Below are 23040 nucleotides of genomic sequence, written 5' to 3'. Positions count from 1 at the left end.
TTCTGGTCGGATCATCAGGCTGTTCACGGTTTTCACATCTTCATGTGGGAGTCTTTCGCACCCCGCACCGCGGAGCCTCGCTGTGAACGGCCCGGGAAAAGGCCGCTCCGGCTGGGATTCCACTGAAGGCGGCAGCCCCCGGAAGAGTGCCGGTGGCCGGAACGGGAGCATGCTCGTCTGGTACGTGGCGTACGCCTCGAACCTGCACGCCGCCCGCCTCGCCTGCTACCTGCACGGCGGGCGCCCGGACGGCGCCGCGCACGCCCAGCCCGGCAGCCGCGACCCCAGCCCGCCGCGCCGGACGGTGGCCACCGCGCTGCCGGGCACGCTCTACTTCGCCGGGCGCTCGCTCACCTGGGGCGGCGGCTCGGCCTTCTACGACCCCGCCGGAACTGGTGAAGTACCGTGCCGCGCCTATCTGGTGACGCTTGGTCAGTTCAGTGACATCGCGGCGCAGGAGATGCGCCGCTCCCCCGGCGCCGACCTCGACCTCACCGCGGTACTCGCCACCGGGCGCGCCGAACTGGGCCCGGGACGCTACGAGACCCTGCTGCGCGTCGGCGAGTCGGCCGGGCACCCGCTGCTGACCTTCACCTCCGCCCGGGGCGTGGCCGGCGCCGAGCTCAACGCCCCCACCCCGCCCTACCTGCGCACCCTGGCCGCCGGGCTGGCCGAGTCCCACGGCTGGGGCCCCTGGCGCACGGCCGGCTACCTCGCCACCCGGCCGGGCGCGGCGGGGCACTGGACGCCGCGGACGGTGGCGGCGGTACTGGACTGAGCCGGCGACCCCTTCCCCGGGCCCCTTGCCCGGGCTCAGCCCTGTTCGGCGACCCGGCACGGCTCGATGCGCGACGGGCACAACTGGGGCTGGAGGTAGGCGGATCCCGGGGTGTGGGCCGGCTGCTGGGCCTGCGGGTCGTCCGCGGCCGGTGCGGGCTTCGCGTAGCCGTAGTGGACGACGGTCACCGCCTTCCCGCCGCCGAGGTCGAGCAGCCGCTGGTGCACCGGCCCGAACAGGTGGCGGTCGTCGCCCCGCAGTTCGACCGTCCCGACGTCGCCGGGGAAGAAGGCGAGGAGCACCAGCCGCCGGTAGTCGCCGATCATCTTCGGTTGGCGCCGGGCCGTGAGGGACGCGACCCGGTCGCCGATGACCTCGCTGGACAGCGCGCCGTCGACCCGGGTGATCGAGGCGAGGCACAGGTAGGAGTCGTCCAGGGGCCACAGCACGTCCGCCCGGTCCCGGCCGTCGTCGTCGTCCAGCACGACCAGGTTCGCCAACGGCGGTGCGGCGCACGTGTTGTGGCTGAGGTTCATCGTGAGCAGCTCGTCCACGATCCACTGCTTGGACGCCGGGGCGGGCTCGGGCAGCACCACCGGGTGCGCCGTCGGCGCCGCGGACGCGGCGGGCACGGTGGCCGGCGGCGCCTGCCCGCCGCCGCCCTGCCCCGTACAGGCCGCCACCCCCAGCGCCAGCACCACCGCCGCCGCGTACCCGCCCCGGACCGTCCGTCGCATCACGCCTCCCCCGCGTCGCTGCCCCGCTGCCCCGCTGCCCCGCTGCCCCGCTGCCCCGCTGCCCCGCTGCCCCGGGGAGCATGATCATGCCCGACCGGGGCCCGCGGGAGTGTCCGCGAACGGCAACAGCCCCGTACCGGAGCCGTAGGGGCGGCTCAGCCGGCGGGCGGCGCGGGCACCAGGCCGTCGGCGACCAGCCCGGCCAGCACCGCCTCGCCCAGCGCGTGCACGGCGGAGCGCGGACGGACCATCACCGTGAACTCCTTGATCAGGCCCTGCTCGTCGACGTGGAGAAGGTCGATGCCGTGGATCTCCCGGCCGCCCGCCACCGCCCGGAACACCAGCACGGCCGAGGGCGCCTCGCCGCCGTCCGCGCTGGTCTGCGCGGTGCCGGTGTGGTCGCCGACGTAGCGGAAGTCCTCGAAGACGCGCAGCAGCACGCCGAAGAGGCCGAGCACCATCGCCTTGCCCTCGAAGGGCGCGAACTTGACGGGGCTGTACAGGCGGATGTCGTCGGCGAAGAGGCCGTCCAGCGCGGCGAGGTCGCGGCGCTCGACGGCGGCACGGAAGCGTTCGGCGGCGGTGGCGAGGGCGGTGTCGGTGGCGGTGCCGGTGGCGGTCATGGGCTCACTCCCCGGTTGGACAGTCATGGATATGACTACTCAGATTCATGACTACCATGGCAGACCTGACGGGCGGTAGACGGGCGAGGGAAGGAGAACGGGGCGATGGCACTGCGGCACGCCGTACTGGCCGCGCTGCTCGACGGCGAGACCAGCGGCTACGACCTGGCCAAGGCCTTCGACCTGGGGGTGGCGAACTTCTGGTACGCCCAACCCCAGCAGCTGTACGCCGAGTTGACGAGGCTGGAGAAGGACGGGCTGGTCGCCGGGCGCGAGGTCGTCCAGGAGAACCGGCCCACCAAGCGGCTGTTCAAGGTGACGGACGCGGGGCTGGCGGAGCTGGAGGCGTTCGCCTCGGCCTCGGCCAAGCCGTCCTTCGTCCGCGACGACCTGATGGTCAAGGTCCGCGCCGCCGACCGGCTGGACCACGACGTCCTGGTCGAACAGCTCGCCGAGCGGGCCGAGTTCGCCCAGGCCAAGGTGGACCTGTTCGAGCGGATGCTGCACGCCATGCGCGCGGGCCGCGAGGAGCGGGAGTTCCTGCGCGAGGGCGGGCGGATCGGCCCGTACCTGACCTGCCTGCGCGGCCTCGCCTTCGAGCGCGGCAACCGGGACTGGTGCCGGGAGGCGATCGCCGTGCTGCGCGAGCGGCAGGCCGCCCGTTCGGGGCGGTGAGCCCCCGCGCAGACGCGGCACCGAACAACAGCCGGACGGCGGGGCGCGGCGCTGTCGGCGGGCGCCGCTACGGTGCCGCCATGACCACTGACCCCACCGCATCCGTGAACTCCCCTGCGCCGGAGGCCGACTGGGACCGCCGGCTCGCCGAGGCCTTCGCCGTCCTGCTCGGCCGGCCGCTGGAGGAGTACGACCCGAAGGCCGTCTACGCCGCCCGCGTCAGCGGCAACCTGATGGACGAGTCCGGCTTCGAACGCGACGCCGCCTGGGTGCACCCGGCGGCCCTGCGCGGCGAGCACCCGGTCGCCGCGGACCTCTACCTGTTCGACGAGGCCGAGCGGACCCCAGGCTTCGACGCGAGCCGGTCGCTCTTCGAGTTCCGGCCCTCCGACGCGCCGCGGGCGGACCTGCCGGAGGGCTTCGCCGCCGCCGTCGAGGCCGCCTGCTTCACCCGCGCCCTCGTGCGCGGCGCCGACCTCGGCGCGCTGGCCGAGCGGTACGGCGTCGACCTCGCCTCCCCCGCCCTGGCCGGCGCCTGGAGCGTCCACTTCGCCCGGCTCGTCTGCGACGGCACCCTCCTGGACGCCCTGCGCGCCGCCCTCGGCACCGGCCGCACCCCCGAGGAGCTGACGCCCTTCTCGGCCGAGCCCGAGGAGGACTGGGAGGAGGCCCTGGCGGCGATACCCCACCCCGGGCTCCGCGCCCACCTCGGATTCTTCTGCACCGACGGCGACGAGGGCCTGATGCCCCTGGCGCAGGACGCCACGGCGTACGGCCTGGAGGACGAGGGCTGCGAAGCCGTCGCGGGCTGGGAGGACGGGCACGGCCAGCTCGACATCACCGTGGTCCGCCTCAGCGACCTCGTCGCCGGCCCGCGCCGCTGACCCCGCCCCACCACGGCGGGGCCGGACGGCAGTTCGCCGGGCGGCCCCGCCGCGACCACCCGGCCCTGTGACGCAACGGCTCCGCGACACAACGACTCTGTGACACAACGGTCATGTTCCGGGAAGGGCGGGCTGATACCGCGTTCCTAGCGTGGCGGCTCCTTGATGTCGTTCGAAGGAGTTGCCGTGATCACCGAACCGATGGCGGGGCGCGCGCCGAAGGCCGCCCGACGCCGGGGGCGCGCGCGGGAGGGGTCACCGGGCGGGCGCCTGCCGGCGGTCGACGTGCTGCGGGCCCTGGCGATCCTCGGGATGGTGTGGATGCACTTCGTGCCGACGGGCTGGCTGGAGCCCACCCCGCCGGGGCACGACTGGCCCGGGGTGCTGGAGTGGCTGAACGGGTTCCTCGACACCCGCGCCCGCAGCGTCTTCTTCCTGCTGGCGGGCGTGTCCGTCGCGCTGATGACCGGCGGCGCACGGCCGTTCGCCGGGACGGCGTTGCGCCGGGCCCGTGGCCGGATCGCCGTACGGGCCGGGGCGCTGCTCCTGCTGGGCCTGGGCCTCGAACAGGTGTCCGGGACGCCCAACATCATCACCGCCTACACCGGCTGGCTGCTGTTCCTGCTGCCGTGGACGCGGATGCGGGCGCGCCTGCTGTTCGGGGCGGCGGGGGTGTTCGCGGTGGCGGCGCCGGTGTTCCAGATCGCCCGGGCGAACCACGGCCGGGGCTGGGGCTTCCTGCCCGAGGTGGGGCCGGGCGCGCCGGAACTGCCGCAGGGCCTGGCGGTGTTGGCGCACCCGGGCGACTGGCTCGCGGTGTTCCAGTCGTACGTGTTCAACGTGGACACCTTCTACGCGCTGCCGCTGCTGCTGGCCGGCCTGGCGATCGGCCGCCTCGACCTGCGCGAGCGCGCGGTGCGGGTGCGGATGGCGCTCACCGGTGCGGGGATCGTGGCCGGCGGCTGGCTGGCGTCGTGGCTGGTGCTCGGGCCGCTGGGGCTCGGCGCGGCGATCGACCGGTTCCAGGCCGAGCTGATGGCCCCGCCGCCGATGCCCCCGATGCCGGCGCTGCCCGCTGACGGCGCGCTGCCGGACGTGCCGCCGGAGCTGCCGGAGCTGCCGCCGATGCCGAAGGTCCCGTGGGCGGAGCTGTGGGCGATGTCCAAGCCGGGCCCGGGCATCGCGGAGTACAGCGCGCTGCAGATCCTCTGGTTGGTCGGCGTCTGCCTCGCCCTGCTCGGCGCGCTGCTCCTGCTGACCGAACGAGGCCCGTGGCAAAGGGTGTTGTGGCCGGCGGCCGCGATGGGCTCGATGGCGATGACCTGGTACTTCGTCCAGGACGTGATCACCAGCCGGTTCCTCGGCGAAGGCCCGGGCGGCTTCGGCCACGCGCCGCAGTCCCTCGTCCCGTACGCGCTGTTCGCGGTGGCGGCCCTGGTGGGCTCGGTGCTGTGGCGGCGGTTGTTCCGCCGCGGCCCGTTGGAGGCCCTGGTGCACCGGGCCACCACGGCGGCGGTGCCGCACCGCTAGGGACCGCACATGAACGGGCCCGGTACGCCCGCTGCGGCGTACCGGGCCCGTTCATGTGCGGGCGGTCAGCCGGTGCGGTGCAGGTCGCACTGCTGATGGATGGCGGAGGGGGCGTCGCTGCTGACGATGGCGACCTTCGGCACGGAGCCGGACTCGGCCGGGGCGTCCTCGGCGGTGCAGGCGAGTTGCTGGATGGCGGGGGCGGAGAGCAGCGCGGTGGACCAGTTCAGGCGCAGGGTGACCACCCCGGGGGTGGTGGTGACCTGGACGCGGCCGTAGGCGGGCAGGTCGCTGTAGAGGCCGACGCGGGTCTCGGCCGGGGCGGGGCCCGCGAGCAGGGTGTCCAGGGTCTGCTGGAGGTCCTCGCGTTGGGCGTCCGGCCGGATGGCGAGCTGGATGCCGTGCTGGCCGAGGAAGTAGAGCCGGGTGCCGGGCTGGATGCCGGTGGCCGGCCGGCCGCTCTTGACCGGGCCGGTGGCGGAGATCGAGCAGCCGCAGAGCGCCGGCAGCGCGGCGAGGGCGGTGAGGGCGGCGGCGAGCCGGTGTCGGGCGGTCACGGGGTTTTCTCCTCGACGAGGCCGCGGGGCAGGACGAGGGTGAACACGGCGCCGCCGGTCGGGGCGTTGGCGGCGTCGATGAGGCCGCCGTGCAGGCGGGCGTTCTCCTGGGCGATGGCGAGGCCGAGGCCGCTGCCCTCGGAGCGTCTGCGTGCCTTGTCGGCCTTGTAGAACCGGTCGAACAGGTGCGGGAGTTCGGCGGGCGGGATGCCGGGGCCGCGGTCGGTGACGGTCAGCAGGAGGTCGTCGTCCGCGGCGCGCAGGGCGACCCGTACGGGCGGGCGGCCGTGGCGCAGCGCGTTGCCGACGAGGTTGGCGACGATCACGTCGAAGCGGCGCGGGTCGAGGCGCACGGGCAGGGCGGTGGGCAGGTCGAGTTCGACCCGGTCGTTCCAGCCGCGCAGGTCGAGGGTCTCGCGGACGGCGGTGGCGGCGTCGACGGTCTCGGTGTGCAGGGGTGCGGCGCCGGCGTCGAGGCGGGAGATCTCGATGAGGTCGTTGACGAGGCGGGTGAGGCGGGTGGTCTCGTTGCTGATCATGCGCAGGGCGGTGGCGGTGTCCTCGGGGAGTTGTTCGGCGTCCTCGTCGAGGATGTCGGTGACGGCGAGCATCGCGGTCAGGGGGGTGCGCAGTTCGTGGGAGACGTCGGCGGCGAAGCGCCGGCCCTGGGATTCGATGGCGCGCAGTTCCTCGATGGTGCCCTGGAGGGTGCGGGCGGTGTGGTTGAACGTCTTGGAGAGTTGGGCGAGTTCGTCGTGTCCGGTGACGGTGAGGCGGGTGTCGAGGCGGCCCTGGGCGAGGTCGCGGGCGGCGTCGCCGAGGGCGCGTACGGGCCGCAGGACCTGGCGGGCGGCGAGCAGGGCGAGGCCTGCGGCCAGGATCGCGGCGAAGGCGCCGGCTCCGGCGGCGGCGGCGAGCAGGGCGTTGCTGGCGCTCTGCTCGCGGTCGAGGGGGAGCAGGGCGTAGACGGTGAGTCCGGAGGGGGCGTTGGGTGCGGCGGCGTTGGTGACGGGGATGCCGGTGGCGAGCCAGGGCCGGCCGTCGGCGGTGAAGCGCTGGAAGGCGGCGTGGCCGCGGTTGACGGTGGCTTCCAGGGCGGGCGGGAGGGCGACGGGTTGGGTCCACTCGGAGTGGTCGTTGCCGTGGGCGGCCAGGATGCGCCAGTCGCGGAATCCGCCGGTTCCGGACAACTGGCTTGCCAGGCGGTCGAGTTCGCCTGCGGTGGGTGGGAACGGCAGGGCGGGGGCGAGGGTGTCGACGCGTCGGCGCAGTTCGTCCAGGGTGGTGTCCTGGGTGAGTTCCAGGGTGGAGTTGGTGGCGGCCCGGTAGGTGAGTGTGGCGGTGGCGAGCGCGCTGAGGGCGGCGACGGCGACGAAGGCGGCCAGCAGCCGGGGCCGCAGCCCGGCGACGGCGCGGCGCAGCCGGATCCGGCGCGGGACGGGCTGCGGGGAGGCGGGCTGCGGCGGTTCGGACTGCGGGACGACGGGCTGCCGGGGTTCGGGCTGCGGCGGTTCGGTGGTCACAGCGGCCCGAAGCGGTAGCCGAAGCCGCGCACGGTCTGGATGTAGCGCGGCGCGGAGGGGCTGTCCTCGATCCTGGCGCGCAGCCGGTTCACTCCGGCGTCGACCAGGCGGATGTCCTCCTGGCGCCCCAGCCCCCAGACGGATTCCAGGAGTTGCTCGCGGCTGAAGACCCGCCCGGGGGCGGCGGACAGCTCCAGCAGCAGCCGCATTTCGCTGGGTGCCAGCGGCAGCGGGGCGCCGCGCTTGGTGACGGTCAGTGCCGCCCGGTCCAGGACGAGGTCGCCGTGGGTCTCGCGGTCCGCCTCCGGGCCGGTGCCGCCGCCGGCGCGGCGCAGCACGGCGCGGATGCGGGCGTCCAGGACGCGGGACTGCGCGGGTTTGACGACGTAGTCGTCGGCTCCGGCCTCCAGGCCGAGGACGGTGTCGAGGTCGTCGCCGAGGGCGGTCAGCATGATCACCGGGGTGGGTCCGGCCCGGCGCAGCCGCCGGCACACCTCGAAGCCGTCGATGCCGGGCAGCATCAGGTCGAGCACCACGAGCTCCGGCGGTTCCTGCCGGGCGCGTTCCAGTCCCTCCTCGCCGGAGGCGGCGGTGCGCACCTCGTGGCCCTGGCGGCGCAGGCCCAGGGCCAGGGCCTCGCGTACGGAGTCGTCGTCCTCGATCAGCAGTAGCCGTGCCATGGGCACCAGTATCCGGGCCCGACCTGCGGAAACGGGCCCGTGGCGCAGGTGCGGGCCTGCTTGTTGCAAAACGCTCATCTGCAGATCACAGCGCCCGTAACCGCGCGGCGGACAGTGGTGGACACCGACACCCGAGCCCCGGACGAGGAGCACCGCCATGCGCGACCACCACGAGCAGACCCCCACCGGCGAGACCCCGCGCAGCTGGTACCCGCGGGCGGACCGGCTGGTCCGCCCGCCCGGGACGTCCGGGCGCCTGCGCACCGCCCTGGGCGTGGCGGCGCTCGGTGCGGCGGCCCTGACCCTGCTGGGCGTCGCCGGCGCGGTGGACCGGCCCGCCGTGTCCGCCGCCGCGAGCGGGACGGCCTCGGACCCGGCCGCGGACCCGGCCCCGGACCCGGGCCTGCCCGCGCCGACGGTGGACATGAGCATCTCCCGCCAGTCCGAGGACCCGGGCAAGACCGTCAACCTGACCATCGACGACGGCCCCGACCCGCAGTGGACCCCGCGGATCCTGGACGTCCTGGCCCGCAACAACGCCAAGGCCGTCTTCTGCATGCTCGGCCCCAACGCCCGGGCCCACCCCGACCTCGCCCGCCAGGTCGTCGCCGCCGGCCACCGGCTGTGCGACCACAGCGTCAGCCACGACACCGCGATGGACCACAAGGACGTCGCATACCAGGAGAAGGAGATCGTCGACGGCCTGCGGATGATCCAGGACGCCACCGGCGGCGCCCCCGTCCCCTACTACCGCGCCCCGGGCGGCGCGTTCACCCCCGAGAGCCGCCAGATCGCCGCCGCCCACGGCATGCGCCCCCTGGGCTGGAACGCCGACACCCGCGACTTCGAACGCCCCGGCGTCGAGCGGATCGTCGAGACGGCGAAGGCCCAGCTGCGCATCGGCCCCACCGTCCTGCTCCACGACGGCGGCGGCAACCGCGCCCAGACGCTGGAGGCCCTGGAGCAGCTGCTGCCGTGGCTGCGGGACAACGGCTACGCCTTCAGCTTCCCGCGCGTGTGAGCGGCCACCGGCCGGGCCCGCCGTCAGGGCCCGCCGTCAGGCGTGCGGTGCCCAGAAGGCGGTGAGCCGGCAGGTGTTGTGCTCGACGGCCGCCCAGCTTCCCTCGAACGCGAGGATCGCGGCGGCGGCCGTCGGGAAGCCGGAGTCCTTCATCCGCGCCATCACGTCCCCCTTGGCCTCGCCGGCCAGGGCTTCGGCCAGCTCGCGGACGCCGGGGTTGTGGCCGACCACGACCACGTCCCGGTCCTCGTCGGACTGCTCGTTGAGGACCGTGATCAGTGCGCCGAGGCTCGCGTCGTACAGGCGCTTGTCCTGGACCGTCCTCGGCTTGTTCCGCAGCTCGGGGACCATGAGCTCCCAGGTGTCGCGGGTGCGCACGGCCGGCGAGACGAGCGCGAGGTCGGCGTCGACACCGGCCCCGGTGAGCCAGCGGCCCGCGGCCTTCGCGTCCTTGCGGCCCCGCTCGGCCAGCGGCCGGTCGCGGTCGTCCACGGCATCGGGATGCTCGGCCTTGGCATGGCGGACCACGACGATCTGGCGCGTCTCCTCGGGCATGGCTTCTCCCTCTCACGGCGTCGGTCGGGCACGGGATCACGAACATCGACGATCGTGACAGCCCGCGCCCGCACCGACGCCTCGCCGGCCGGCCGCACCGCCGATGTCCACCCGCGCGGACGACACACCGGGCCGGGTTCCTCTCAGTGGCGCACTGCCGCCGCGCACCCGTGGCAGCGGCGCCGCCGGAGCGCCCTCACCCTCCTCACCGCCCTTACGTTTCGGGCCGGTTGAGGGAGATCCTGGCCTGCCAGTGGTGGTACATGCCGACCTTGCACCCGCCGTGGAGCCGGTGAATCATGCACACCCCCTGTCGGAGGTGGACGGCCCGATGTGCGGACCACCTCGAACCAGTCGTCGGGATCTGCGAGGTTCAGGACGTCGCCGACCGGGCCGCCGAGTCGAAGGATGGTGAGCAGCGCGAGCGTTGGGTGGGGCACGAGGCCTCCTAAAGTTCGGCTGTGACGGCCTTCAGGGCCAGGGCCCGCAGCGGGGCCAGGCGGGTGCGGTTGTCCTGGTGGTGGTAGACGGCGTTGGTGCAGATGGCCAGGTAGCGGCCGGTAGCCGGGGCGAGGTAGAGGCTGGTGCCGGTGAAGCCGTGGTGGTACGCCACCCGGCCGCCGTCGGCGAGGATCCAGGCCAGGCCGCGGTCGAGGCCGGGCTCGATCTCGGCCTGCGGCTGCATGCTGGCGGTGAGCCAGCGGCCCAGGGGTCCGCCGGTGGCGTGCGAGGTCAGCAGGTGGGTGGCGAAGGTGGCGAGGTCGGCCGGGGTGGTGAACACTCCGGCATGGCCGGCGACTCCGCCGAGCAGGGCGGCGTTGTCGTCGTGCGGCAAGCCCCACAGCCGGGGGCCGCCCTGCAGGCGCTGCTCGGTCGGGGCGACCTGAGCGGAGCGGGGCACCGGTCCGTAGGTCGTGCCTGTCATGCCGAGGTGTTGCCAGAGTTCGGTCGCGAGTTCGTCCAGGCGCCGGCAGCGGTAGTGGGACAGGGCCAGGCCGAGGAGGATGAAACCGCGGTTGATGTAGCGGTGTCCGGCCCCGGGTTCGGCGATCAGGTCTTCGCCGCAGATCAGTTCGGCGAGCGGTTCGGGGCGGCCCCGGTACTGGTCGAGCCGGGTTTCGGCTTGCAGGCCGGAGGTGTGGGCCAGGATCTGGCGGGCCGTGACCCGGCCGCCGGGCGCGTCGACGGGGATGCCGGGCAGCAGCTCGCGGACCGGTGTGTCCAGGGTGAAGTCGCCGATGAGCGAGGTGCCGACCAGCGGCCAGGCGGCCAGCACCTTCGTCAGCGACGCCATGTCGTACACGGTGTCCGGGCCCGGCCGGGCGTCGCCGCACTCGGGGGCGACGACGCCGGAGGTCAGGTAGCCGGGCGCGGCGCCGATGGCGCCGTGGGCGATGACGCCGCCGGGCACGGTGCCGTCGGCGGTCATCAGGTCCAGGCAGTCGTGCAGGTCGGCGAGCGCGTTCGGGCTCCACGGCACGGTGGTGGTCACGGCTACTCCCGGTCGGTCGTCAGGTCGGCACCGAGCGCGGCCAACTTCGGCAGCAGGCCGACGTATCCGCGCCGCACGTGGTACATCCCTCGGATCGTAGAGGTGCCCTCGGCGGCCAGGGCGGCGATCACGAGCGCGGTCGCCGCCCGGATGTCCTTCCCGGCCACGTCGGCGGCCTTCAGTGCGGACCGCCCCTGAACGGTGATCATCGCCCCGCTCGCGTTGACGGTCGCGCCGAACGCGGACCCAATCAGCTACAGGCCGCTACCGTACCGACGATCGAGCGCCAGTACCGCTGCATCGAACTGACTTTTCGCCACCTCTTCGTGATTGCCCAATTCCGGACAGTGGTCGACCCGTTCTCGACAGTCTCCTCGATCCGCCCGGTGCGCACGTACCCACGCCGCCACGCTGTAGCCGCCGCCCTCACAGGCGTGCGAGATCGGGAGGGGACATGATGGGCACCGCCCGCCAGGTCGAACTGCTGCGCGCGGAGATCGCGAAGAATCTGCAGGCCGGCCTGGAACAACTCCGCAGCAGCACCGACGCGTTGCGTTCCGAACTCACCACGACGCTGGCCACCGGCCTGAGCGAGCACCGCGACAGCGCCTTCGCGACGATCGCCAAGGCGCAGGAGCTGACCGAGCGGGCCATCCAGGAGAACCGCACGCTCCGCCGCCAGCTCGGCACCGCACGAGGTGAGCTCACCGCAATGCAGAACACCAACCGTGCGGCCCTCCAGACGAGTCGGGCCGAAACTGCCGAACCTGCTGAAGCCGCACCAGTGCATGAGGAGACCACTGCCTGGTCTGAAGCCGGCACCGAGGGGCCGGAGGTCCGGCGCGACTCCACCGCACCGTCGGCCGCCGAGGAGCACCCGCCGTCGGCTGACGGAAGTGCGACCGCTCCGAGCGCCGGCGCCGAACAGAGCGGCACCGAGCACACCGAGACTCAGGCGGCCGAGGCCGCACCCCGACCGGCCCTCCCCTCCGCGACCAGCCAGGCCGCGGGGCCCGACAGCAAGGAGACCTTCGTGACCGATCCTGCCGCCGACAACGAGCCCGTCGACCCGCTGCCCCTCACCGAGGAACAGGTACGGCGCATCGTGGCGGAAGCCATCGTCGGCCAACTGGTCGACCTCCTCCGTCCTCAGCCGGCACCCGCCGAACCCGAGGTGGAGGTCGAAGCGGAGGCGTCGGAGCAGGAAGGGACGGCGCCGATCGCCCCGTCCGGCCTGACCGAGGAGTCCGCCCTGCTGATCGCAGCCCAGCTCGCGGACCTGCTTCGGCCTCAGGTGGATCCGGTCGAGCCGGAACCGGCACCCGCCGCAGAGCCTCCCGCCATCGAGGAAGCCGCCGGCAGTCCGGCCGACGACGTGTCCGGCCTCATCCCCGAGTCGTTCGCCTGGCCCATCCACGTCGGCACCCTCCGCAAGGCCGCAGCGGTGAGGACCGTCGCGATCTCCTGCCACCCCGAGACCTGGGACTTCCTCGCCGCGCAGATCGAGGACACCGAGCACTTCTCCAAGCCCGTCGGCGGCAGCGACGAGGACACGATTCTGTCCGGCCGCAGCGTCATCGCGCTCCTCAACGCCCTGCGAAGGACCGCCTACAACGGCGTCGGCAGCGACAGCGGCATCGAGACCTGGGCCTTGGCCGTCACCAGCTACGAACGCATCGCCGCCGTGATCAACCACACGCGGCCGGCGGACGAGGACGGCGGGAGTGGAAAGCTGGCCCAACCGCGGATCGTCCTCGACGACCGGATCGACGGCAGCTGATCCACTGATCCACGAGGAGCGCGGGCGGGCGCGCCGGCGAAGTCCCGGCCCCTGCGTTCCTTCCCGTTCGGGCCGGGGCCGCTCAGCGGTGCGGCGCCACGTCTTCGTGGCGCCGCACCGTCGAGCGGCCCCGGCCCTCACCACCACCCGGAAGGGGCCCGGGGAGCCGGTCAGTGGCCGTACATGCCCACCTCGTAGGTGCCGCCGGGCTGGCCGATCAGCACGTTGGCCCGGTTGAAGGCGTTGATGATCGCAATCACGCAGACCAGCGCCGACAGCTGCTCCTCGTCGTAGTGCTTGGCGGCGTTCGCCCACACCTCGTCGCTCACCCCGCCGGCCGCGTCGGCGATCCGGGTGCCCTCCTCGGCGAGCTCCAGCGCGGCGCGCTCGGCGTCGGTGAACACGGTGGCCTCGCGCCAGACGGCGACCATGTTCAGGCGCGCCGGGTCCTCCCCGGCGTGCACGGCCTCCTTGAAGTGCATGTCGACGCAGGGGCCGCAGCCGTTGATCTGGCTGGCGCGCAGCCGCACCAGCTCCTGGACGGCGAGCGGCAGGCTCGACTCGGTGGTGGGCTTGCTGGCCGCGATCAGGTGCTTGACGACCTTGCCCAGGATCGGGTTGGTGAAGACGTCCAGGCGGGGTTCCATGGTGTGCTCCTCGGTCGGTGTTTTCCGTTGCTGTCATGAAGACAAGACAGCCCGCCGCTTTGTGACAGCCCCCGAAGTGACCTGCGCCACACCGCCCGCCGATGAGTGCCGACGGGCCTCGGATAGCCTGCCGACCACGCACGGGACAGGGGGATTCCATGACGGGTGGAATGGGTGGGACGAGTGAGACCGACGCGACGGGCGCGGCCGCCGGGTACCGGCCGCTGCTGTTCTCCATCGCCTACGGGATGACGGGCTCGGTCGGCGACGCCGAGGACCTCGTCCAGGACGCCTTCCTCGGCCTCGCCCGCGCCGAGCGGGCCGGCACCGCGATCGCCGCCCCCAGGGCGTACCTGACCACGGCCGTCACCCGCCTGGGCATCAACCACCTCACGTCCGCCCGGGTGCGCCGCGAGACCTACGTCGGCCAGTGGCTGCCCGAGCCCGTCGTCAGCACCGCCGAGCGCCCCGGCCCGGCCGAGCACGCCGAGCTGGCCGACTCGCTGTCGATGGCGTTCCTGGTGCTGCTGGAGGCCCTCTCCCCGGTCGAGCGTGCGGTGTTCACGCTGCGCGAGGCGTTCGGGTACGGCTACCCGGAGGTCGCCGGGATGGTCGGCCGCAGCGAGGCGAACTGCCGTCAGATCCTCGCCCGCGCCCGCAAGCGCCTGGCCCTCAAGGACGACGCCCCTGCTCCCCCGGCGCGCCGCGCGGAGGGCGAGGAGCTGGCCCGCCGCTTCTTCGCGGCCGCCGAGGGCGGCGACCTGGACGCCCTGCTCGGCCTGCTCGCCCCCGACGTCGCCTTCCGGGGCGACGGCGGCGGCAAGGCCCGCGCGCTCGCCCACTGCCTCACCGACCCGCGCCGCGTCGCCCAGCTGCTCGTCGGCGGGCTGCGCCGCCTGCGCCGCCTGGGCGCGCACCTCGTACCGGCGCGGGTCAACGGCCGCCCCGGCGCGGTGGTGTACGACGCCGAGTGGCGCGTGGCCAGCGTCATCGGGCTGGACGTCGACGCCGGCGGCGCGGTGCGGGCCGTCCACGCCGTCTCCAACCCCGACAAGCTCGCCCACCTCGGCCCGCTCTCCGGCCTCGGGCTGCTGCCGCAACCGCAGGCGTAGGCCCCGGCCCGCCGGACACGGAACGGCCCGGGCCCGAAGACGCCGGGCCCGGGCCGTTCGCCCGAGAGGTCAGGGGGTGGTGCACACGGCGTTCGCCGACAGGGACTGGGCCGTGGTGCCGGTGTTGGTGCCGCGGATGACCCAGGAGCTGCCGCTCGGGTAGGAGTCGGTGAAGAAGATGTCGAAGCCGCTGGTCTGACCGCCACCACCGGTGGGCACCTGACCGGACGGGCAGGTCACGGTGGCGATCCCGTGGCCACCCGCGGGCACGTCGACCGGGTTGCCGAAGACCGGGGTGTGCGCGGCCAGCAGGGCGGGGTCGGCGGCGGCCTGGTCGGCGGGGACGACGACGCTCGGCTTGACGGCGGACCCGCCGTCGGCGAAGGCGACGGCGGCACTCGCGGACAGGACGGTGACGGCGGTCAGAGCGGTCAGGGCGAGGGATTTCGTGCGAGCCACGGCGGCCTCCTGAGGGCGTGGGGGGTCGGACTGGCGTCGGCGGGGGCTGCTCCCCGCACCGACCTCCGATACGTGCCCGAACCACCCTTTCCGTGGACGGGGGAACGGCTCCGGCGACCCGGGCGGAGGAATGCCGGTGCCCGTCCGGGCTAACCCGGGCTACACTCCCCGACTTGATCAACGAACCGCCCACGGGGGAAGCATGAACAGCCGTCACATCGACCGGTTCCGCCGGCTCGACGCCGCCGCACGCGTCATCGGCCGGCGCAACGCCCTGCGCTACGTCGCGCTCGGGGTGGGGTCCGCGCTGGTCGCCGCCTGCTCCAGCAGCGGTGGCGACAGCGGCGGCGGCAGTAGCGCCAAGACGGACGCCGCTCCCCCGGCCTCGCCGACCGGCACTCCCGCCCCCACCGGCTCCCCCACCACCCCTACCGCCCCCGCCGCCAAGCCGACCGTCGGCGAGCGCATCTTCGACGCCTTCGTGAGCGGCACCTGGGCGATCGAGTCCACCAGCACCCGCGGCGACAAGGCCCACGGGAAGATCACCATCGAGTCCAGCGGCCGCAACGGCGGCTGGACGCTCGTCTGGGACGACCTCGACGGCAAGCCCGTCACCTGGCGCGGCAGCCTGCTGCTGCGCGGCGGGCACCTGTCGCTGAGCCTCTTCGAGGGCCCCAAGAAGCTGATGACCGGGCACCCCGAGGCCCTCCAAGTGCCGGACACCGTGGGCGACACCGTCCAGCTGACCTTCCCCTGGGCGCCGCCCGGCGCCACCGCCGCGAGCAGCAAGGACAAGCTGGACGTCAGCTACGCGAACAACGTCCTGACCATCGCCCACACCTCGGGCGGCAAGCCCACCACCCACGTCTGCACTCGCCTCTGAGCCCGGGTCAGTCCTTGGCGACAGGGCGGCGGGTGCGGGTGAACCAGCAGGCCAGCAGCAGGTTGGGCACCCAGCACAGCCAGGCGATCGCGGTGTAGGAGGTACGGAAGTCCAGGTGCGCGGCGGTGGCGGCGAGCAGCATGAGGCGCAGGGTGACGGCGGCGAAGGTGAGCGCGAAGCTGCGGATCATCCAGCGGCGGTGGTCGGCGACCCGGCCGTCGAGGACGGCCCGCAGCCCGGCGCCGCCGGTCACCAGCCAGGCCACGGCCAGGCAGGCGAAGCCGGCCGAGGTGACGGCGCCCCCGTACGCGACGGGCGCCAGCAGCAGCGCGCCGATGGCGCCGACCAGGCAGGCGATCAGGTAGGTGGCGCCGGTGCGGCGGTGCAGGCGCGGGTGGCGCTCGCGCAGGCGGCGGGAGAACTGCCAGGGCCCGACGGCGAGGGCGGTGATGGCGCCGAAGATGTGGAGGTAGAGCGGGAGTTGGTGGCTCAGGTAGGTGGCGCGCTGATGGCGGAAGAACGTCGACGGGTCGAAGCTGAAGTACTTGGCGGAGATCGCGACGATGAACAGGGAGAGCACCGTCATGACGGCCCAACCGGCCCGAGTGATGCGCATGCGTCAAGTCTCGGGCCCGGCGGCCCCAGCGGGCATCCGGGTCGAACCCGGATAGCACCCTCAGATAACCCCCATCTCCCCTACGTGCCAAGGTACTTGATCGAGCGGCTTCGTTCGCGCACGTGGTCGAAGGGCGTCTCCGCGGCGGAAGGATACTCACACCATCGGGTGATCGGGATGCGGAGGAGTGCACCGAAGGGGCCGGTTCCGGGCAGCGTCGCGGTGTCCCAACTGTCCTTTCACGGAAGGAAGTTCAGCATGCGTCGACATCTTCACCGGGCTCTCGTCTCGGCGGCCGGAACCGCCGCGGTGCTCGCCGCGACGGGGGTGACGGCAGCGCCCGCGGCGCACGCCGAGGCGCCCGCCCCGGCGGTCGCGCAGACCAAGGTGTTCAGCTCGCCGGACACGGTCGACTTCGCGGTCCCGGCCGGGGTCACGAGGATCGCGGTCGCCGCCCTCGGTGCGGGCGGCGGGGGCGGTGGGGGCGGCGGCGCGGAGGTCACCGAGTACGGGCGTGGCGGCGGGGGCGGCGCGGGAGGCGGCGGCGGCGCCCTGGTGAGCTGCGTGCTGGACGTCAGCCACGCGAAGGTCCTGAGGATCACCGTCGAACCGGGCGGCCACGGCCGGGGCGGCGGGACGGGCGGGCTGTTCCCCACGAGCGGCACCAACGGCCAGGGCGGCGACCCGTCGACGGTCCGGGTCGACGGGACCAAGAAGGTCTCCGCCGACTGGGGCGGCGGAGGCGAAGGCGGCCGCAAGGGGATCACCGGCGGCGACGGCGGCAGCCCCGCCGCCCCCGGGCAGAAGGCGGACAGCCGCTGCGACGGCGCCGACGCCCGCCTCCAGGACGGCGGGCGGGGCGGCCATGGCGGGAAGGGCGCCCTGGCCAAGAAGGGCGGCCACGGCGGCGACGGCGGCAACCCCGGCGCCAGCCACCCACCCGCGGGCTGCCCCGGAACGGCCGGGCGCGGCGGCCACGGCGGCCCGGGCGGCACCATCGCCGCCGGTGACATCAACGACGGCAAGTCGGGGCTCTCCGGCGAGGCCGGCTGCGTCGTGCTGACCTACACCGCCGGACCTTCCTGACCGGCAGGGCATCCGGGCGCGGAGCGCGTTGCGGCGGGCACACGACTGCCGTTCAGGTGAACCACCTCACCTGCGGTGGAGGCCGGTTCCGGAAGGGGGTAACCCGTCACCGGGAGCGAGGAGGCACCGACCGGTTCAGGGGCCTCGGGGCTCCCGCCGACGAACACCCACCCAGTACAGGAGTCCACCTTGCGCATGCGCTTCAGCCCCCGCGCCGCCCTCGCGGTCACCGCCGGCGTCCTCGCCCTGTCCTTCGTCAACGCCTCGACCGCCTCGGCGGCCCCCGGCGTCGTGATCATGGAGAACAACGGCCAGTTCACGGAGGTCCGGGATCCTGCACCCCAGCGGTGCTACCCCGGCCTCGGCGCCGACACCGCGATCGCCAACCGGACCAGCGGCACCATCCTGCTGTTCCCCGACGACAACTGTCGGGTGAGAATCTTCAACCCCCTGGGGCCGGGCGAGTTCCGGCCTGACGAGCACGTCGGCAGTTTCATGGCCCTGGACTGACCAGGCCCGGCGGGAACACCCCGGCCCGGCGCGGGAGTTCCGCGCCGGGCCGGGGCGTGTCCAGGCGGGGAGCGCGTTGCGGCAGGCGCACGACTGCTGTTCGGGTGAACCAGTGGGCCTGCTGGGAAGGCCGGTCGCGAAACGGGGCAGACCGGCACCGGGAGCAACGAGGTGCCCACCGGTTCGGGGCCTCGGGACTCCCGCCGAACCGCATCCCTTCGTGCGTCCAGTACGGGAGTCCTCATGCGCATGCGCTTCAGCCCCCGCTCGGTCCTCGCGGTCACCGCCGGCGTCCTCGCCCTGTCCTTCGTCAACGTCTCGACCGCCTCGGCGGCCCCCGGCGCCGTGATCATGGAGCAGGGCGGCAACTTCCAGCAGGTCCGGGACCCGCAGGGCGGCCAGTGCTACCCCGGCCTCGGCCCCGACACCGCGATCGCCAACCGGACCAGCGGCACCATCCTGATGTTCCCCGACAACTTCTGCCAGACGAGGATCCTCAACCCGCTGGGGCCGGGCGAGTTCCGGCCGGACGAGAACGTCGGCAGCTTCCTCGCCCTGGACTGACCAGGCCCGACGCGAACGCCTAGGCCCGACGCGGGAGTTCCGCGCCGGGCCTAGGCGATGTGCGGGTTCGGGCGGCTCGCCGGCCGTGGCGGAGGACGGGCAGGGGGCGAGGGATCCCCCGGGCGGCCCGCGGGATCACCCGGCGGACGCCTCGCTCGGGTCGGCAGCGCAGGTGCGGGGTCAACGCCTCCGGGGCACCGGCCTCGCCCCCGCGCCGAACCGGTGCGGGGCGGGGGGAGAACGAGGAGGTGTCGAGGGTCAGGGCAGGCGGGCGGCGACGGCGACGTTGACGGTGCCGGTGGTGCTGCGGCCGAACACGTCCGTGACGGTGTACGTGAAGGTGTCGCAGCCGGTGAAGCCGACCTGGGGGGTGTAGCGGACCTGGCCGCTGACGGTCTCGGCGGTGCCGTTGGCCGGGGCGGACACTGCGGTCAGGGACAGGCCCCTGGAGTCGGTGCGGCCGGCGTTGGTGTCGTTGGCGAGCACGTCGACGGTGGTCGCGGTGCCCTGGACGGTGGACGCGCCGTCGGTGCGGGCGATCGGGAGCTGCGGCACCTGGGTGCTGCCGTAGTAGGTGAGGACGGAGTAGGTGCCGTCGCCCTGGTCGACCAGTTCGAGGCTCTGGGGCACCACACCGGTGTACGGGCCGGAGCTGACGGCGCCGGTGTTGGAGTAGATGTTGAGGGCGTCACCGGAGTAGGTGTTGCGGATGCCGGTGGAGCCGTCGCCCTGGGGGTAGAGGTTGAAGCTCTGCGACGGGGAGCCGTCGTAGGGGGCGGCGTTGACGCTGCCGTTGTTGGTCGCCAGGACCAGGTTGCCGGCGGGGTTGCGGAGCCCCCAGGAGCCGTCGTTCTGGCGGACGAGGGCGAACTTCTGGGCGCCGTTGCCGTTCTGGTACGGCGTGCCGGCGAAGCCGTTGCCGGAGACGGTGAGGGCGGTGCCGCTGATCTGCTGCGCGGTCAGGTGGTTGACCGCGGAGACCGCGACCCGGACGGTCGCGGTGGACCGCTGGCCGAAGATGTCCTCGATGGTGTAGGTGAACGAGTCACAGCCCGCGAAGCCCGAGTTGGGGGTGTAGCGGATCTTGCCGTTGACGACGTTGACGGTGCCGTTGCCCGGGGTGGAGATGCCGGCGATCGTCAGGTCCAGCGGCTGGGTGGTGCCGGTGCCGGAGTCGTTGGCGAGGACGTCGATGTCGACGGACTGGCTCTCGGCGGTGGAGGCGGCGTCGTTGCGGGCCTGGGGAGCCTGCGGGACGGTGCTCGGGCCGGGGTAGAAGGCGCGGATGCCCCAGGAGCCGTCGGCCTGCCGGACGAGCTCGAAGCTCTGGTTCTGGGTGCCCTGGTACGCCTGACCGGAGACCGTGGGGTTGGTCATGGTGAGGACGACGTCCTGGTAGAAGCCGCGGATGCCGAAGGAGCCGTCGGCCTGCTTGACGATGCTGAAGCTCTGCGGCTGGGTACCGGCGTAGGGCTTGCCGGCGACGGAGGAGCCGTTCATGTCCAGGACGGAGTTGGTGCCCTGGTAGAAGCTGCGGATGCCGAAGGAGCCGTCGGCCTGCTTGACGAGGCTGAAGCTCTGCGGCTGGGTGCCGGCGTAGGCCGCGCCGGTGACGGACGAGCCGTTCATGGTGAGAACGGTGGCGGTGGACGCCGCGGCCGGGGAGAGCGGCACGGCGATGCCGATGACCGCGGAGCAGAGGATGGCGGCGGTTGCGCGCGTGCGGCCGATGAGGGTGGTCATGTGGCCCCGTCCTTGGAGAGGGATGTGGGTGGGGTGGGACGCACGCCGGCCTGCCGGGTGGGAGGGCGAAGATCCGCCCCGACCCGGCCACGAGCATCGACCGCGGATATGTCCCGGCCCGCGAGCGGCCCAACGAGCGACCCCGAAAGCCGTTACTGCACGCACCGTTGCAGGACTGGCCGGCCTCGTCGACCCGCCGGCTCTCACGCGGTCCGGGGCCGGTGTCGCCGCAGGTCGTGGCCCTGCCGCCGCCCTGTCGATGCCGGCAATGCCTCGGCCCGGCGCGGGGCTCGCGCCGGGCCGAGGGGGCGCGCCGGTTCAGGCGGCGCGCTGGCCGTGGAGGAGGACGGGCAGGGAGCGGTGAGCGAGGGCCTCGGTGGCACGGGCGGCCTGGGAGGGAGCCATGAAGTCCGGCAGGTCGGGGGCCGGGACGAAGCGGGCGCCGAGCAGGCCGCTCCGGCGCTGCGACGGGACGGTGATCCGGGTGCTGTCCGGGACGGTGCCGCCGTCGAAGACCAGGTTGAGGCGCTGCAGGTAGCGGTCGGCCGGGGTGAAGTCGACCGCGAGGACGTCGGTCAGACGCACGATCAGCCCGGTGTCCGCGTGGAGGTGACGGGCGGCGGCCAGGTGCGGGGGCTCGTTGGGACGGGCGGAGCCGCCCGGCAGGATCATGCCGTCCATGTAGTCCGGGTCGACGAGCAGGACGTCGCCGCGCTGGTTGCGGATCAGGACGAGGCAGCCGAGCCGGCAGACGGGGGGCTTGGCAAGAAGGCGGGGGTCTTGCATCGGGGGTCGCTTTCAGACGTCGAAGGTGAGGCGCTCGTAGCGCAGGCCCTTGCGGAGCAGGTCGACCATGCGGAGGAGGTCGACCGGGCGGGCGGTGAGGTGGAGCAGGTAGCTGCACGTCAGGCGGCCGGTGTCCCAGTCGACTTCGAGGGTGGGGAGGTGGACGCCACCGAGGGCGAGGACGGTGGTGAGGTCGTCCAGGACGTCGGCGGCCTTGCGGCGCTGCTCGGCGGTCGCACGGGAGAGGGTGGACATCACCGCTCCCCGGGGCGCTTGTGGACCTCGAAGGCCCGCCAGGCACTGTAGGCGTCGCCGAAGAAGACGAAGGCGGCGAGGTCACCGCCGGGCCGGCGCAGCCACTCGCCGGTCATCTCGTTACGGACCCGGTAGCGGTCGGCGTCCGGGTCCCAGCGGACGCCGTAGCCGTGGAGGCGCGGGAGTTGGTCGTGGGGCATGGGAATGGAACCCTCTGCGATCGGAGTTTCACGTTCTGTGCACATGGTGGCGCACGGTCCCCTAGGATCAGAAGTGGCTTGCTACTTGCCATGAGGCACCACGGGAGTTGAGGGCTGCCATGAACAAGAAGAAGATTGACCCGGAGTCGAGCCCCTGGGCGCCCTTCGGAATCCAGCTCAGGGCCTTCCGAGAGGCCAGGGACCTCCTCCAGGAAGAGCTGGCCCCGCTCATCGGGTGCTCCCCCTCGCACCTCTCGTACATCGAACTTGCGCACCGGCCGCCGACTCGCAAGCTTGCGGAGCTGTCCGACATCGCGCTCGACACGGGCGGCACGATGTTGCTGATGTGGTACCAGCTGAAGAACGCCGCGATCCTGGAAGGCTTTCCGGAGTACGCCCGGTATGAGCTCCTGGCGGAGCAGATCAGGATCTTCGAAGTCAACGTCATCGCCGGTCTTCTGCAGACCCGGGCCTATGCGACCGCAATCGAGATGAGTGCCGTCAGGCTAGGCACCGCGACCGAGAAGCTGGCCGAGGAACGCATCGAGTTCAGGCTTGCCCGCCAGACGATCATGGAGCGGGCTCATCCTCCACTCGTGCACGTGGTCCTGGACGAAAGTTGCCTGAGAAGGGTCGTTGGTGGGCGAGACGTCATGGTCGAGCAGTTGCTCCACCTTGAGAAGTTGGCCGAGCGACCTGAAGTGATCATTCAGGTCGCGCCGTTCACCCTCGGTGAGAGTCGGCCGTTCACGCACATGGCGTACCTCCTTACCATGCCGAACCGCAAGGTTCTCGCTTATGGCGAGGTTGAACAGCGTGGATACATCGATCGCGATACCAAGTCAGTTGCCTCGCTGACCAAGAGCTACGATCGACTTACGGTCGAGGCCTATGGCCAGGCCGAATCGCTGGCTTTCATCCGTGCGACAAGGAGGGACCTGGAGTGGATGTCGACCTGACTGACGTTTCCTGGCGGAAGAGTTCGTACAGCGGCACCGGTGGCGGTGCCTGCATCGAGGTCGCCGACGGCTTCGCCGGCGTCATGCCCGTCCGGGACTCCAAGGACCCCTCCGGTCCGGCCCTCCTCTTCCCCTCCGCCGCCTGGCAGGCCTTCGTCGCCGCCGTCCGCACCGGCGAGTTCGACACCCACTGACCGTAACCACCGGCCCCGCCACCCCACCCCCGGGGCGGCGGGGCCGAGCTGTGCGCACCCGCAGTCATTCACCCGAATGGAGTACATGGGGGTGCGTGCTCCCGGCGCGCATCGGCGTGCGCGGATTCCTACGGTGGAAGAAGGGGGCAACCGGGACCGAGGATACGGGCGACCGCTACGGCTGTCTCTCC

General features: G+C 73.1%; 28 protein-coding genes. 13 read left to right on the top strand and 15 right to left on the bottom strand.

Translation table 11 applies throughout. The features are described 5' to 3' along the window. Positions 1-169 precede the first annotated feature (169 nt). Positions 170-778: a histone deacetylase gene (locus tag ACGF0D_RS23815; protein ID WP_392919282.1), complete on the top strand. Its 609-nt coding sequence runs from the start codon at positions 170-172 to the stop codon at positions 776-778. A 35-nt stretch (positions 779-813) separates the two neighbouring features. Here the strand turns inward: ACGF0D_RS23815 and ACGF0D_RS23810 are convergent, their stop codons facing one another. Then, positions 814-1515, bottom strand: coding sequence for a hypothetical protein (locus tag ACGF0D_RS23810; RefSeq protein WP_392919279.1), 702 nt, complete (start codon positions 1513-1515; stop codon positions 814-816). A gap of 155 nt (positions 1516-1670) precedes the next feature. Then, on the bottom strand, positions 1671-2138 hold the full coding sequence (locus ACGF0D_RS23805; RefSeq protein ID WP_392919276.1) for a nuclear transport factor 2 family protein: 468 nt from the start codon (positions 2136-2138) through the stop codon (positions 1671-1673). Positions 2139-2243: 105 nt separating this feature from the next. Between ACGF0D_RS23805 and ACGF0D_RS23800 the strand changes: the two genes are divergently transcribed. From ACGF0D_RS23800 to ACGF0D_RS23790, 3 genes are all read left to right on the top strand, one after another. Next, on the top strand, positions 2244-2813 hold the full coding sequence (locus ACGF0D_RS23800; protein ID WP_392919274.1) for a PadR family transcriptional regulator: 570 nt from the start codon (positions 2244-2246) through the stop codon (positions 2811-2813). A gap of 80 nt (positions 2814-2893) precedes the next feature. Continuing rightward, positions 2894-3697 (top strand): hypothetical protein, encoded by an 804-nt coding sequence (locus tag ACGF0D_RS23795; protein ID WP_392919271.1) that lies wholly within the window; start codon positions 2894-2896, stop codon positions 3695-3697. Between the two features lie 186 nt (positions 3698-3883). After that, positions 3884-5227: a DUF418 domain-containing protein gene (locus ACGF0D_RS23790; protein ID WP_392919268.1), complete on the top strand. Its 1344-nt coding sequence runs from the start codon at positions 3884-3886 to the stop codon at positions 5225-5227. A 65-nt stretch (positions 5228-5292) separates the two neighbouring features. Here the strand turns inward: ACGF0D_RS23790 and ACGF0D_RS23785 are convergent, their stop codons facing one another. Genes ACGF0D_RS23785 through ACGF0D_RS23775 form a run of 3 tightly spaced genes read right to left on the bottom strand, consistent with a single transcriptional unit; the run spans position 5293 to position 7987 of the window. Then, positions 5293-5784, bottom strand: a complete 492-nt coding sequence (locus tag ACGF0D_RS23785; RefSeq protein ID WP_392919265.1) for a hypothetical protein — start codon at positions 5782-5784, stop codon at positions 5293-5295. Next, positions 5781-7307 carry a sensor histidine kinase gene (locus ACGF0D_RS23780; protein WP_392879356.1) on the bottom strand — a complete coding sequence of 509 codons (1527 nt, stop codon included), beginning with the start codon at positions 7305-7307 and terminating at the stop codon, positions 5781-5783. Before ACGF0D_RS23780 ends, ACGF0D_RS23785 begins: the two co-directional genes overlap by 4 nt. Next, positions 7304-7987, bottom strand: a complete 684-nt coding sequence (locus ACGF0D_RS23775) for a response regulator (protein WP_392879353.1) — start codon at positions 7985-7987, stop codon at positions 7304-7306. Before ACGF0D_RS23775 ends, ACGF0D_RS23780 begins: the two co-directional genes overlap by 4 nt. Before the next feature lie 157 nt (positions 7988-8144). Here ACGF0D_RS23775 and ACGF0D_RS23770 point away from each other — a divergent pair, with 157 nt between their 5' ends. After that, on the top strand, positions 8145-9008 hold the full coding sequence (locus tag ACGF0D_RS23770; RefSeq protein WP_392919262.1) for a polysaccharide deacetylase family protein: 864 nt from the start codon (positions 8145-8147) through the stop codon (positions 9006-9008). Positions 9009-9044: 36 nt separating this feature from the next. Here ACGF0D_RS23770 and ACGF0D_RS23765 read toward each other — a convergent pair whose 3' ends face one another. The 3 genes from ACGF0D_RS23765 to ACGF0D_RS23755 all read right to left on the bottom strand — a co-directional run bounded on the left by ACGF0D_RS23765 (position 9045) and on the right by ACGF0D_RS23755 (position 11306). Further along, positions 9045-9563, bottom strand: coding sequence for a SixA phosphatase family protein (locus ACGF0D_RS23765; RefSeq protein ID WP_392919259.1), 519 nt, complete (start codon positions 9561-9563; stop codon positions 9045-9047). 448 nt (positions 9564-10011) lie between these two features. Continuing rightward, complete coding sequence (locus ACGF0D_RS23760) at positions 10012-11055, bottom strand: serine hydrolase domain-containing protein (protein WP_392919256.1); 1044 nt, start codon at positions 11053-11055, stop codon at positions 10012-10014. A gap of 2 nt (positions 11056-11057) precedes the next feature. Continuing rightward, positions 11058-11306, bottom strand: coding sequence for a hypothetical protein (locus tag ACGF0D_RS23755; RefSeq protein WP_392919428.1), 249 nt, complete (start codon positions 11304-11306; stop codon positions 11058-11060). Positions 11307-11509: 203 nt separating this feature from the next. On the opposite strand from ACGF0D_RS23755, the gene ACGF0D_RS23750 reads away from it, so the two are divergent. Beyond that, positions 11510-12835, top strand: coding sequence for a hypothetical protein (locus tag ACGF0D_RS23750; RefSeq protein WP_392919254.1), 1326 nt, complete (start codon positions 11510-11512; stop codon positions 12833-12835). Positions 12836-13005: 170 nt separating this feature from the next. On the opposite strand, the gene ACGF0D_RS23745 is transcribed toward ACGF0D_RS23750, so the two are convergent. Next, positions 13006-13482, bottom strand: coding sequence for a carboxymuconolactone decarboxylase family protein (locus tag ACGF0D_RS23745; RefSeq protein ID WP_392919252.1), 477 nt, complete (start codon positions 13480-13482; stop codon positions 13006-13008). A gap of 170 nt (positions 13483-13652) precedes the next feature. Here ACGF0D_RS23745 and sigJ point away from each other — a divergent pair, with 170 nt between their 5' ends. Beyond that, positions 13653-14594 (top strand): RNA polymerase sigma factor SigJ, encoded by a 942-nt coding sequence (sigJ, locus tag ACGF0D_RS23740; protein WP_392919249.1) that lies wholly within the window; start codon positions 13653-13655, stop codon positions 14592-14594. 69 nt (positions 14595-14663) lie between these two features. On the opposite strand, the gene ACGF0D_RS23735 is transcribed toward sigJ, so the two are convergent. Continuing rightward, positions 14664-15053, bottom strand: coding sequence for a hypothetical protein (locus ACGF0D_RS23735; RefSeq protein ID WP_392879343.1), 390 nt, complete (start codon positions 15051-15053; stop codon positions 14664-14666). 202 nt (positions 15054-15255) lie between these two features. Between ACGF0D_RS23735 and ACGF0D_RS23730 the strand changes: the two genes are divergently transcribed. Next, complete coding sequence (locus ACGF0D_RS23730) at positions 15256-15936, top strand: hypothetical protein (protein WP_392919246.1); 681 nt, start codon at positions 15256-15258, stop codon at positions 15934-15936. 7 nt (positions 15937-15943) lie between these two features. Here ACGF0D_RS23730 and ACGF0D_RS23725 read toward each other — a convergent pair whose 3' ends face one another. Next, entirely contained in the window at positions 15944-16552 is a 609-nt protein-coding gene (locus ACGF0D_RS23725) for a DUF2306 domain-containing protein (RefSeq protein ID WP_392919243.1), read from the bottom strand. 258 nt (positions 16553-16810) lie between these two features. On the opposite strand from ACGF0D_RS23725, the gene ACGF0D_RS23720 reads away from it, so the two are divergent. The 3 genes from ACGF0D_RS23720 to ACGF0D_RS23710 all read left to right on the top strand — a co-directional run bounded on the left by ACGF0D_RS23720 (position 16811) and on the right by ACGF0D_RS23710 (position 18712). Further along, positions 16811-17638 (top strand): hypothetical protein, encoded by an 828-nt coding sequence (locus ACGF0D_RS23720; RefSeq protein WP_392919240.1) that lies wholly within the window; start codon positions 16811-16813, stop codon positions 17636-17638. 195 nt (positions 17639-17833) lie between these two features. Next, on the top strand, positions 17834-18148 hold the full coding sequence (locus ACGF0D_RS23715) for a hypothetical protein (RefSeq protein WP_392919238.1): 315 nt from the start codon (positions 17834-17836) through the stop codon (positions 18146-18148). A 243-nt stretch (positions 18149-18391) separates the two neighbouring features. After that, positions 18392-18712 carry a hypothetical protein gene (locus ACGF0D_RS23710; protein ID WP_392919235.1) on the top strand — a complete coding sequence of 107 codons (321 nt, stop codon included), beginning with the start codon at positions 18392-18394 and terminating at the stop codon, positions 18710-18712. Between the two features lie 258 nt (positions 18713-18970). On the opposite strand, the gene ACGF0D_RS23705 is transcribed toward ACGF0D_RS23710, so the two are convergent. The 4 genes from ACGF0D_RS23705 to ACGF0D_RS23690 all read right to left on the bottom strand — a co-directional run bounded on the left by ACGF0D_RS23705 (position 18971) and on the right by ACGF0D_RS23690 (position 21696). Further along, positions 18971-20455, bottom strand: a complete 1485-nt coding sequence (locus tag ACGF0D_RS23705; protein ID WP_392919232.1) for an Ig-like domain-containing protein — start codon at positions 20453-20455, stop codon at positions 18971-18973. 318 nt (positions 20456-20773) lie between these two features. Beyond that, the gene (locus tag ACGF0D_RS23700; protein ID WP_392919229.1) at positions 20774-21241 is read right to left on the bottom strand and encodes an NUDIX domain-containing protein; all 468 of its coding nucleotides are present in this window, start codon (positions 21239-21241) and stop codon (positions 20774-20776) included. 12 nt (positions 21242-21253) lie between these two features. Next, positions 21254-21496 (bottom strand): hypothetical protein, encoded by a 243-nt coding sequence (locus tag ACGF0D_RS23695; RefSeq protein WP_392919226.1) that lies wholly within the window; start codon positions 21494-21496, stop codon positions 21254-21256. Continuing rightward, complete coding sequence (locus tag ACGF0D_RS23690; protein WP_392919223.1) at positions 21496-21696, bottom strand: hypothetical protein; 201 nt, start codon at positions 21694-21696, stop codon at positions 21496-21498. Before ACGF0D_RS23690 ends, ACGF0D_RS23695 begins: the two co-directional genes overlap by 1 nt. Before the next feature lie 119 nt (positions 21697-21815). Here ACGF0D_RS23690 and ACGF0D_RS23685 point away from each other — a divergent pair, with 119 nt between their 5' ends. Continuing rightward, positions 21816-22655, top strand: a complete 840-nt coding sequence (locus ACGF0D_RS23685; protein ID WP_392919220.1) for a helix-turn-helix domain-containing protein — start codon at positions 21816-21818, stop codon at positions 22653-22655. Beyond that, positions 22640-22849 carry a DUF397 domain-containing protein gene (locus ACGF0D_RS23680; protein ID WP_392919217.1) on the top strand — a complete coding sequence of 70 codons (210 nt, stop codon included), beginning with the start codon at positions 22640-22642 and terminating at the stop codon, positions 22847-22849. Before ACGF0D_RS23685 ends, ACGF0D_RS23680 begins: the two co-directional genes overlap by 16 nt. The last annotated feature ends 191 nt before the right edge of the window (positions 22850-23040 follow it).

The sequence above is a fragment of the Kitasatospora sp. NPDC048298 genome (assembly GCF_043201465.1).
In the GTDB taxonomy this organism is placed as follows: Bacteria; Actinomycetota; Actinomycetes; order Streptomycetales; family Streptomycetaceae; genus Kitasatospora.
Note: the sequence above shows the minus strand (reverse complement) of the source record. Positions and strands in the feature narration are given on the sequence as shown.

Coding starts and splice junctions, on each gene's coding strand:
- ACGF0D_RS23815 (WP_392919282.1), top strand. CDS start 170: ATGCTCGTCTGGTACGTGGCGTACGCCTCGAACCTGCACGCCGCCCGC.
- ACGF0D_RS23810 (WP_392919279.1), bottom strand. CDS start 1,515: ATGCGACGGACGGTCCGGGGCGGGTACGCGGCGGCGGTGGTGCTGGCG.
- ACGF0D_RS23805 (WP_392919276.1), bottom strand. CDS start 2,138: ATGACCGCCACCGGCACCGCCACCGACACCGCCCTCGCCACCGCCGCC.
- ACGF0D_RS23800 (WP_392919274.1), top strand. CDS start 2,244: ATGGCACTGCGGCACGCCGTACTGGCCGCGCTGCTCGACGGCGAGACC.
- ACGF0D_RS23795 (WP_392919271.1), top strand. CDS start 2,894: ATGACCACTGACCCCACCGCATCCGTGAACTCCCCTGCGCCGGAGGCC.
- ACGF0D_RS23775 (WP_392879353.1), bottom strand. CDS start 7,987: ATGGCACGGCTACTGCTGATCGAGGACGACGACTCCGTACGCGAGGCC.
- ACGF0D_RS23770 (WP_392919262.1), top strand. CDS start 8,145: ATGCGCGACCACCACGAGCAGACCCCCACCGGCGAGACCCCGCGCAGC.
- ACGF0D_RS23765 (WP_392919259.1), bottom strand. CDS start 9,563: ATGCCCGAGGAGACGCGCCAGATCGTCGTGGTCCGCCATGCCAAGGCC.
- ACGF0D_RS23750 (WP_392919254.1), top strand. CDS start 11,510: ATGATGGGCACCGCCCGCCAGGTCGAACTGCTGCGCGCGGAGATCGCG.
- ACGF0D_RS23745 (WP_392919252.1), bottom strand. CDS start 13,482: ATGGAACCCCGCCTGGACGTCTTCACCAACCCGATCCTGGGCAAGGTC.
- sigJ (WP_392919249.1), top strand. CDS start 13,653: ATGGGTGGGACGAGTGAGACCGACGCGACGGGCGCGGCCGCCGGGTAC.
- ACGF0D_RS23730 (WP_392919246.1), top strand. CDS start 15,256: ATGAACAGCCGTCACATCGACCGGTTCCGCCGGCTCGACGCCGCCGCA.
- ACGF0D_RS23725 (WP_392919243.1), bottom strand. CDS start 16,552: ATGCGCATCACTCGGGCCGGTTGGGCCGTCATGACGGTGCTCTCCCTG.
- ACGF0D_RS23720 (WP_392919240.1), top strand. CDS start 16,811: ATGCGTCGACATCTTCACCGGGCTCTCGTCTCGGCGGCCGGAACCGCC.
- ACGF0D_RS23715 (WP_392919238.1), top strand. CDS start 17,834: ATGCGCTTCAGCCCCCGCGCCGCCCTCGCGGTCACCGCCGGCGTCCTC.
- ACGF0D_RS23710 (WP_392919235.1), top strand. CDS start 18,392: ATGCGCATGCGCTTCAGCCCCCGCTCGGTCCTCGCGGTCACCGCCGGC.
- ACGF0D_RS23705 (WP_392919232.1), bottom strand. CDS start 20,455: ATGACCACCCTCATCGGCCGCACGCGCGCAACCGCCGCCATCCTCTGC.
- ACGF0D_RS23700 (WP_392919229.1), bottom strand. CDS start 21,241: ATGCAAGACCCCCGCCTTCTTGCCAAGCCCCCCGTCTGCCGGCTCGGC.
- ACGF0D_RS23695 (WP_392919226.1), bottom strand. CDS start 21,496: ATGTCCACCCTCTCCCGTGCGACCGCCGAGCAGCGCCGCAAGGCCGCC.
- ACGF0D_RS23690 (WP_392919223.1), bottom strand. CDS start 21,696: ATGCCCCACGACCAACTCCCGCGCCTCCACGGCTACGGCGTCCGCTGG.
- ACGF0D_RS23685 (WP_392919220.1), top strand. CDS start 21,816: ATGAACAAGAAGAAGATTGACCCGGAGTCGAGCCCCTGGGCGCCCTTC.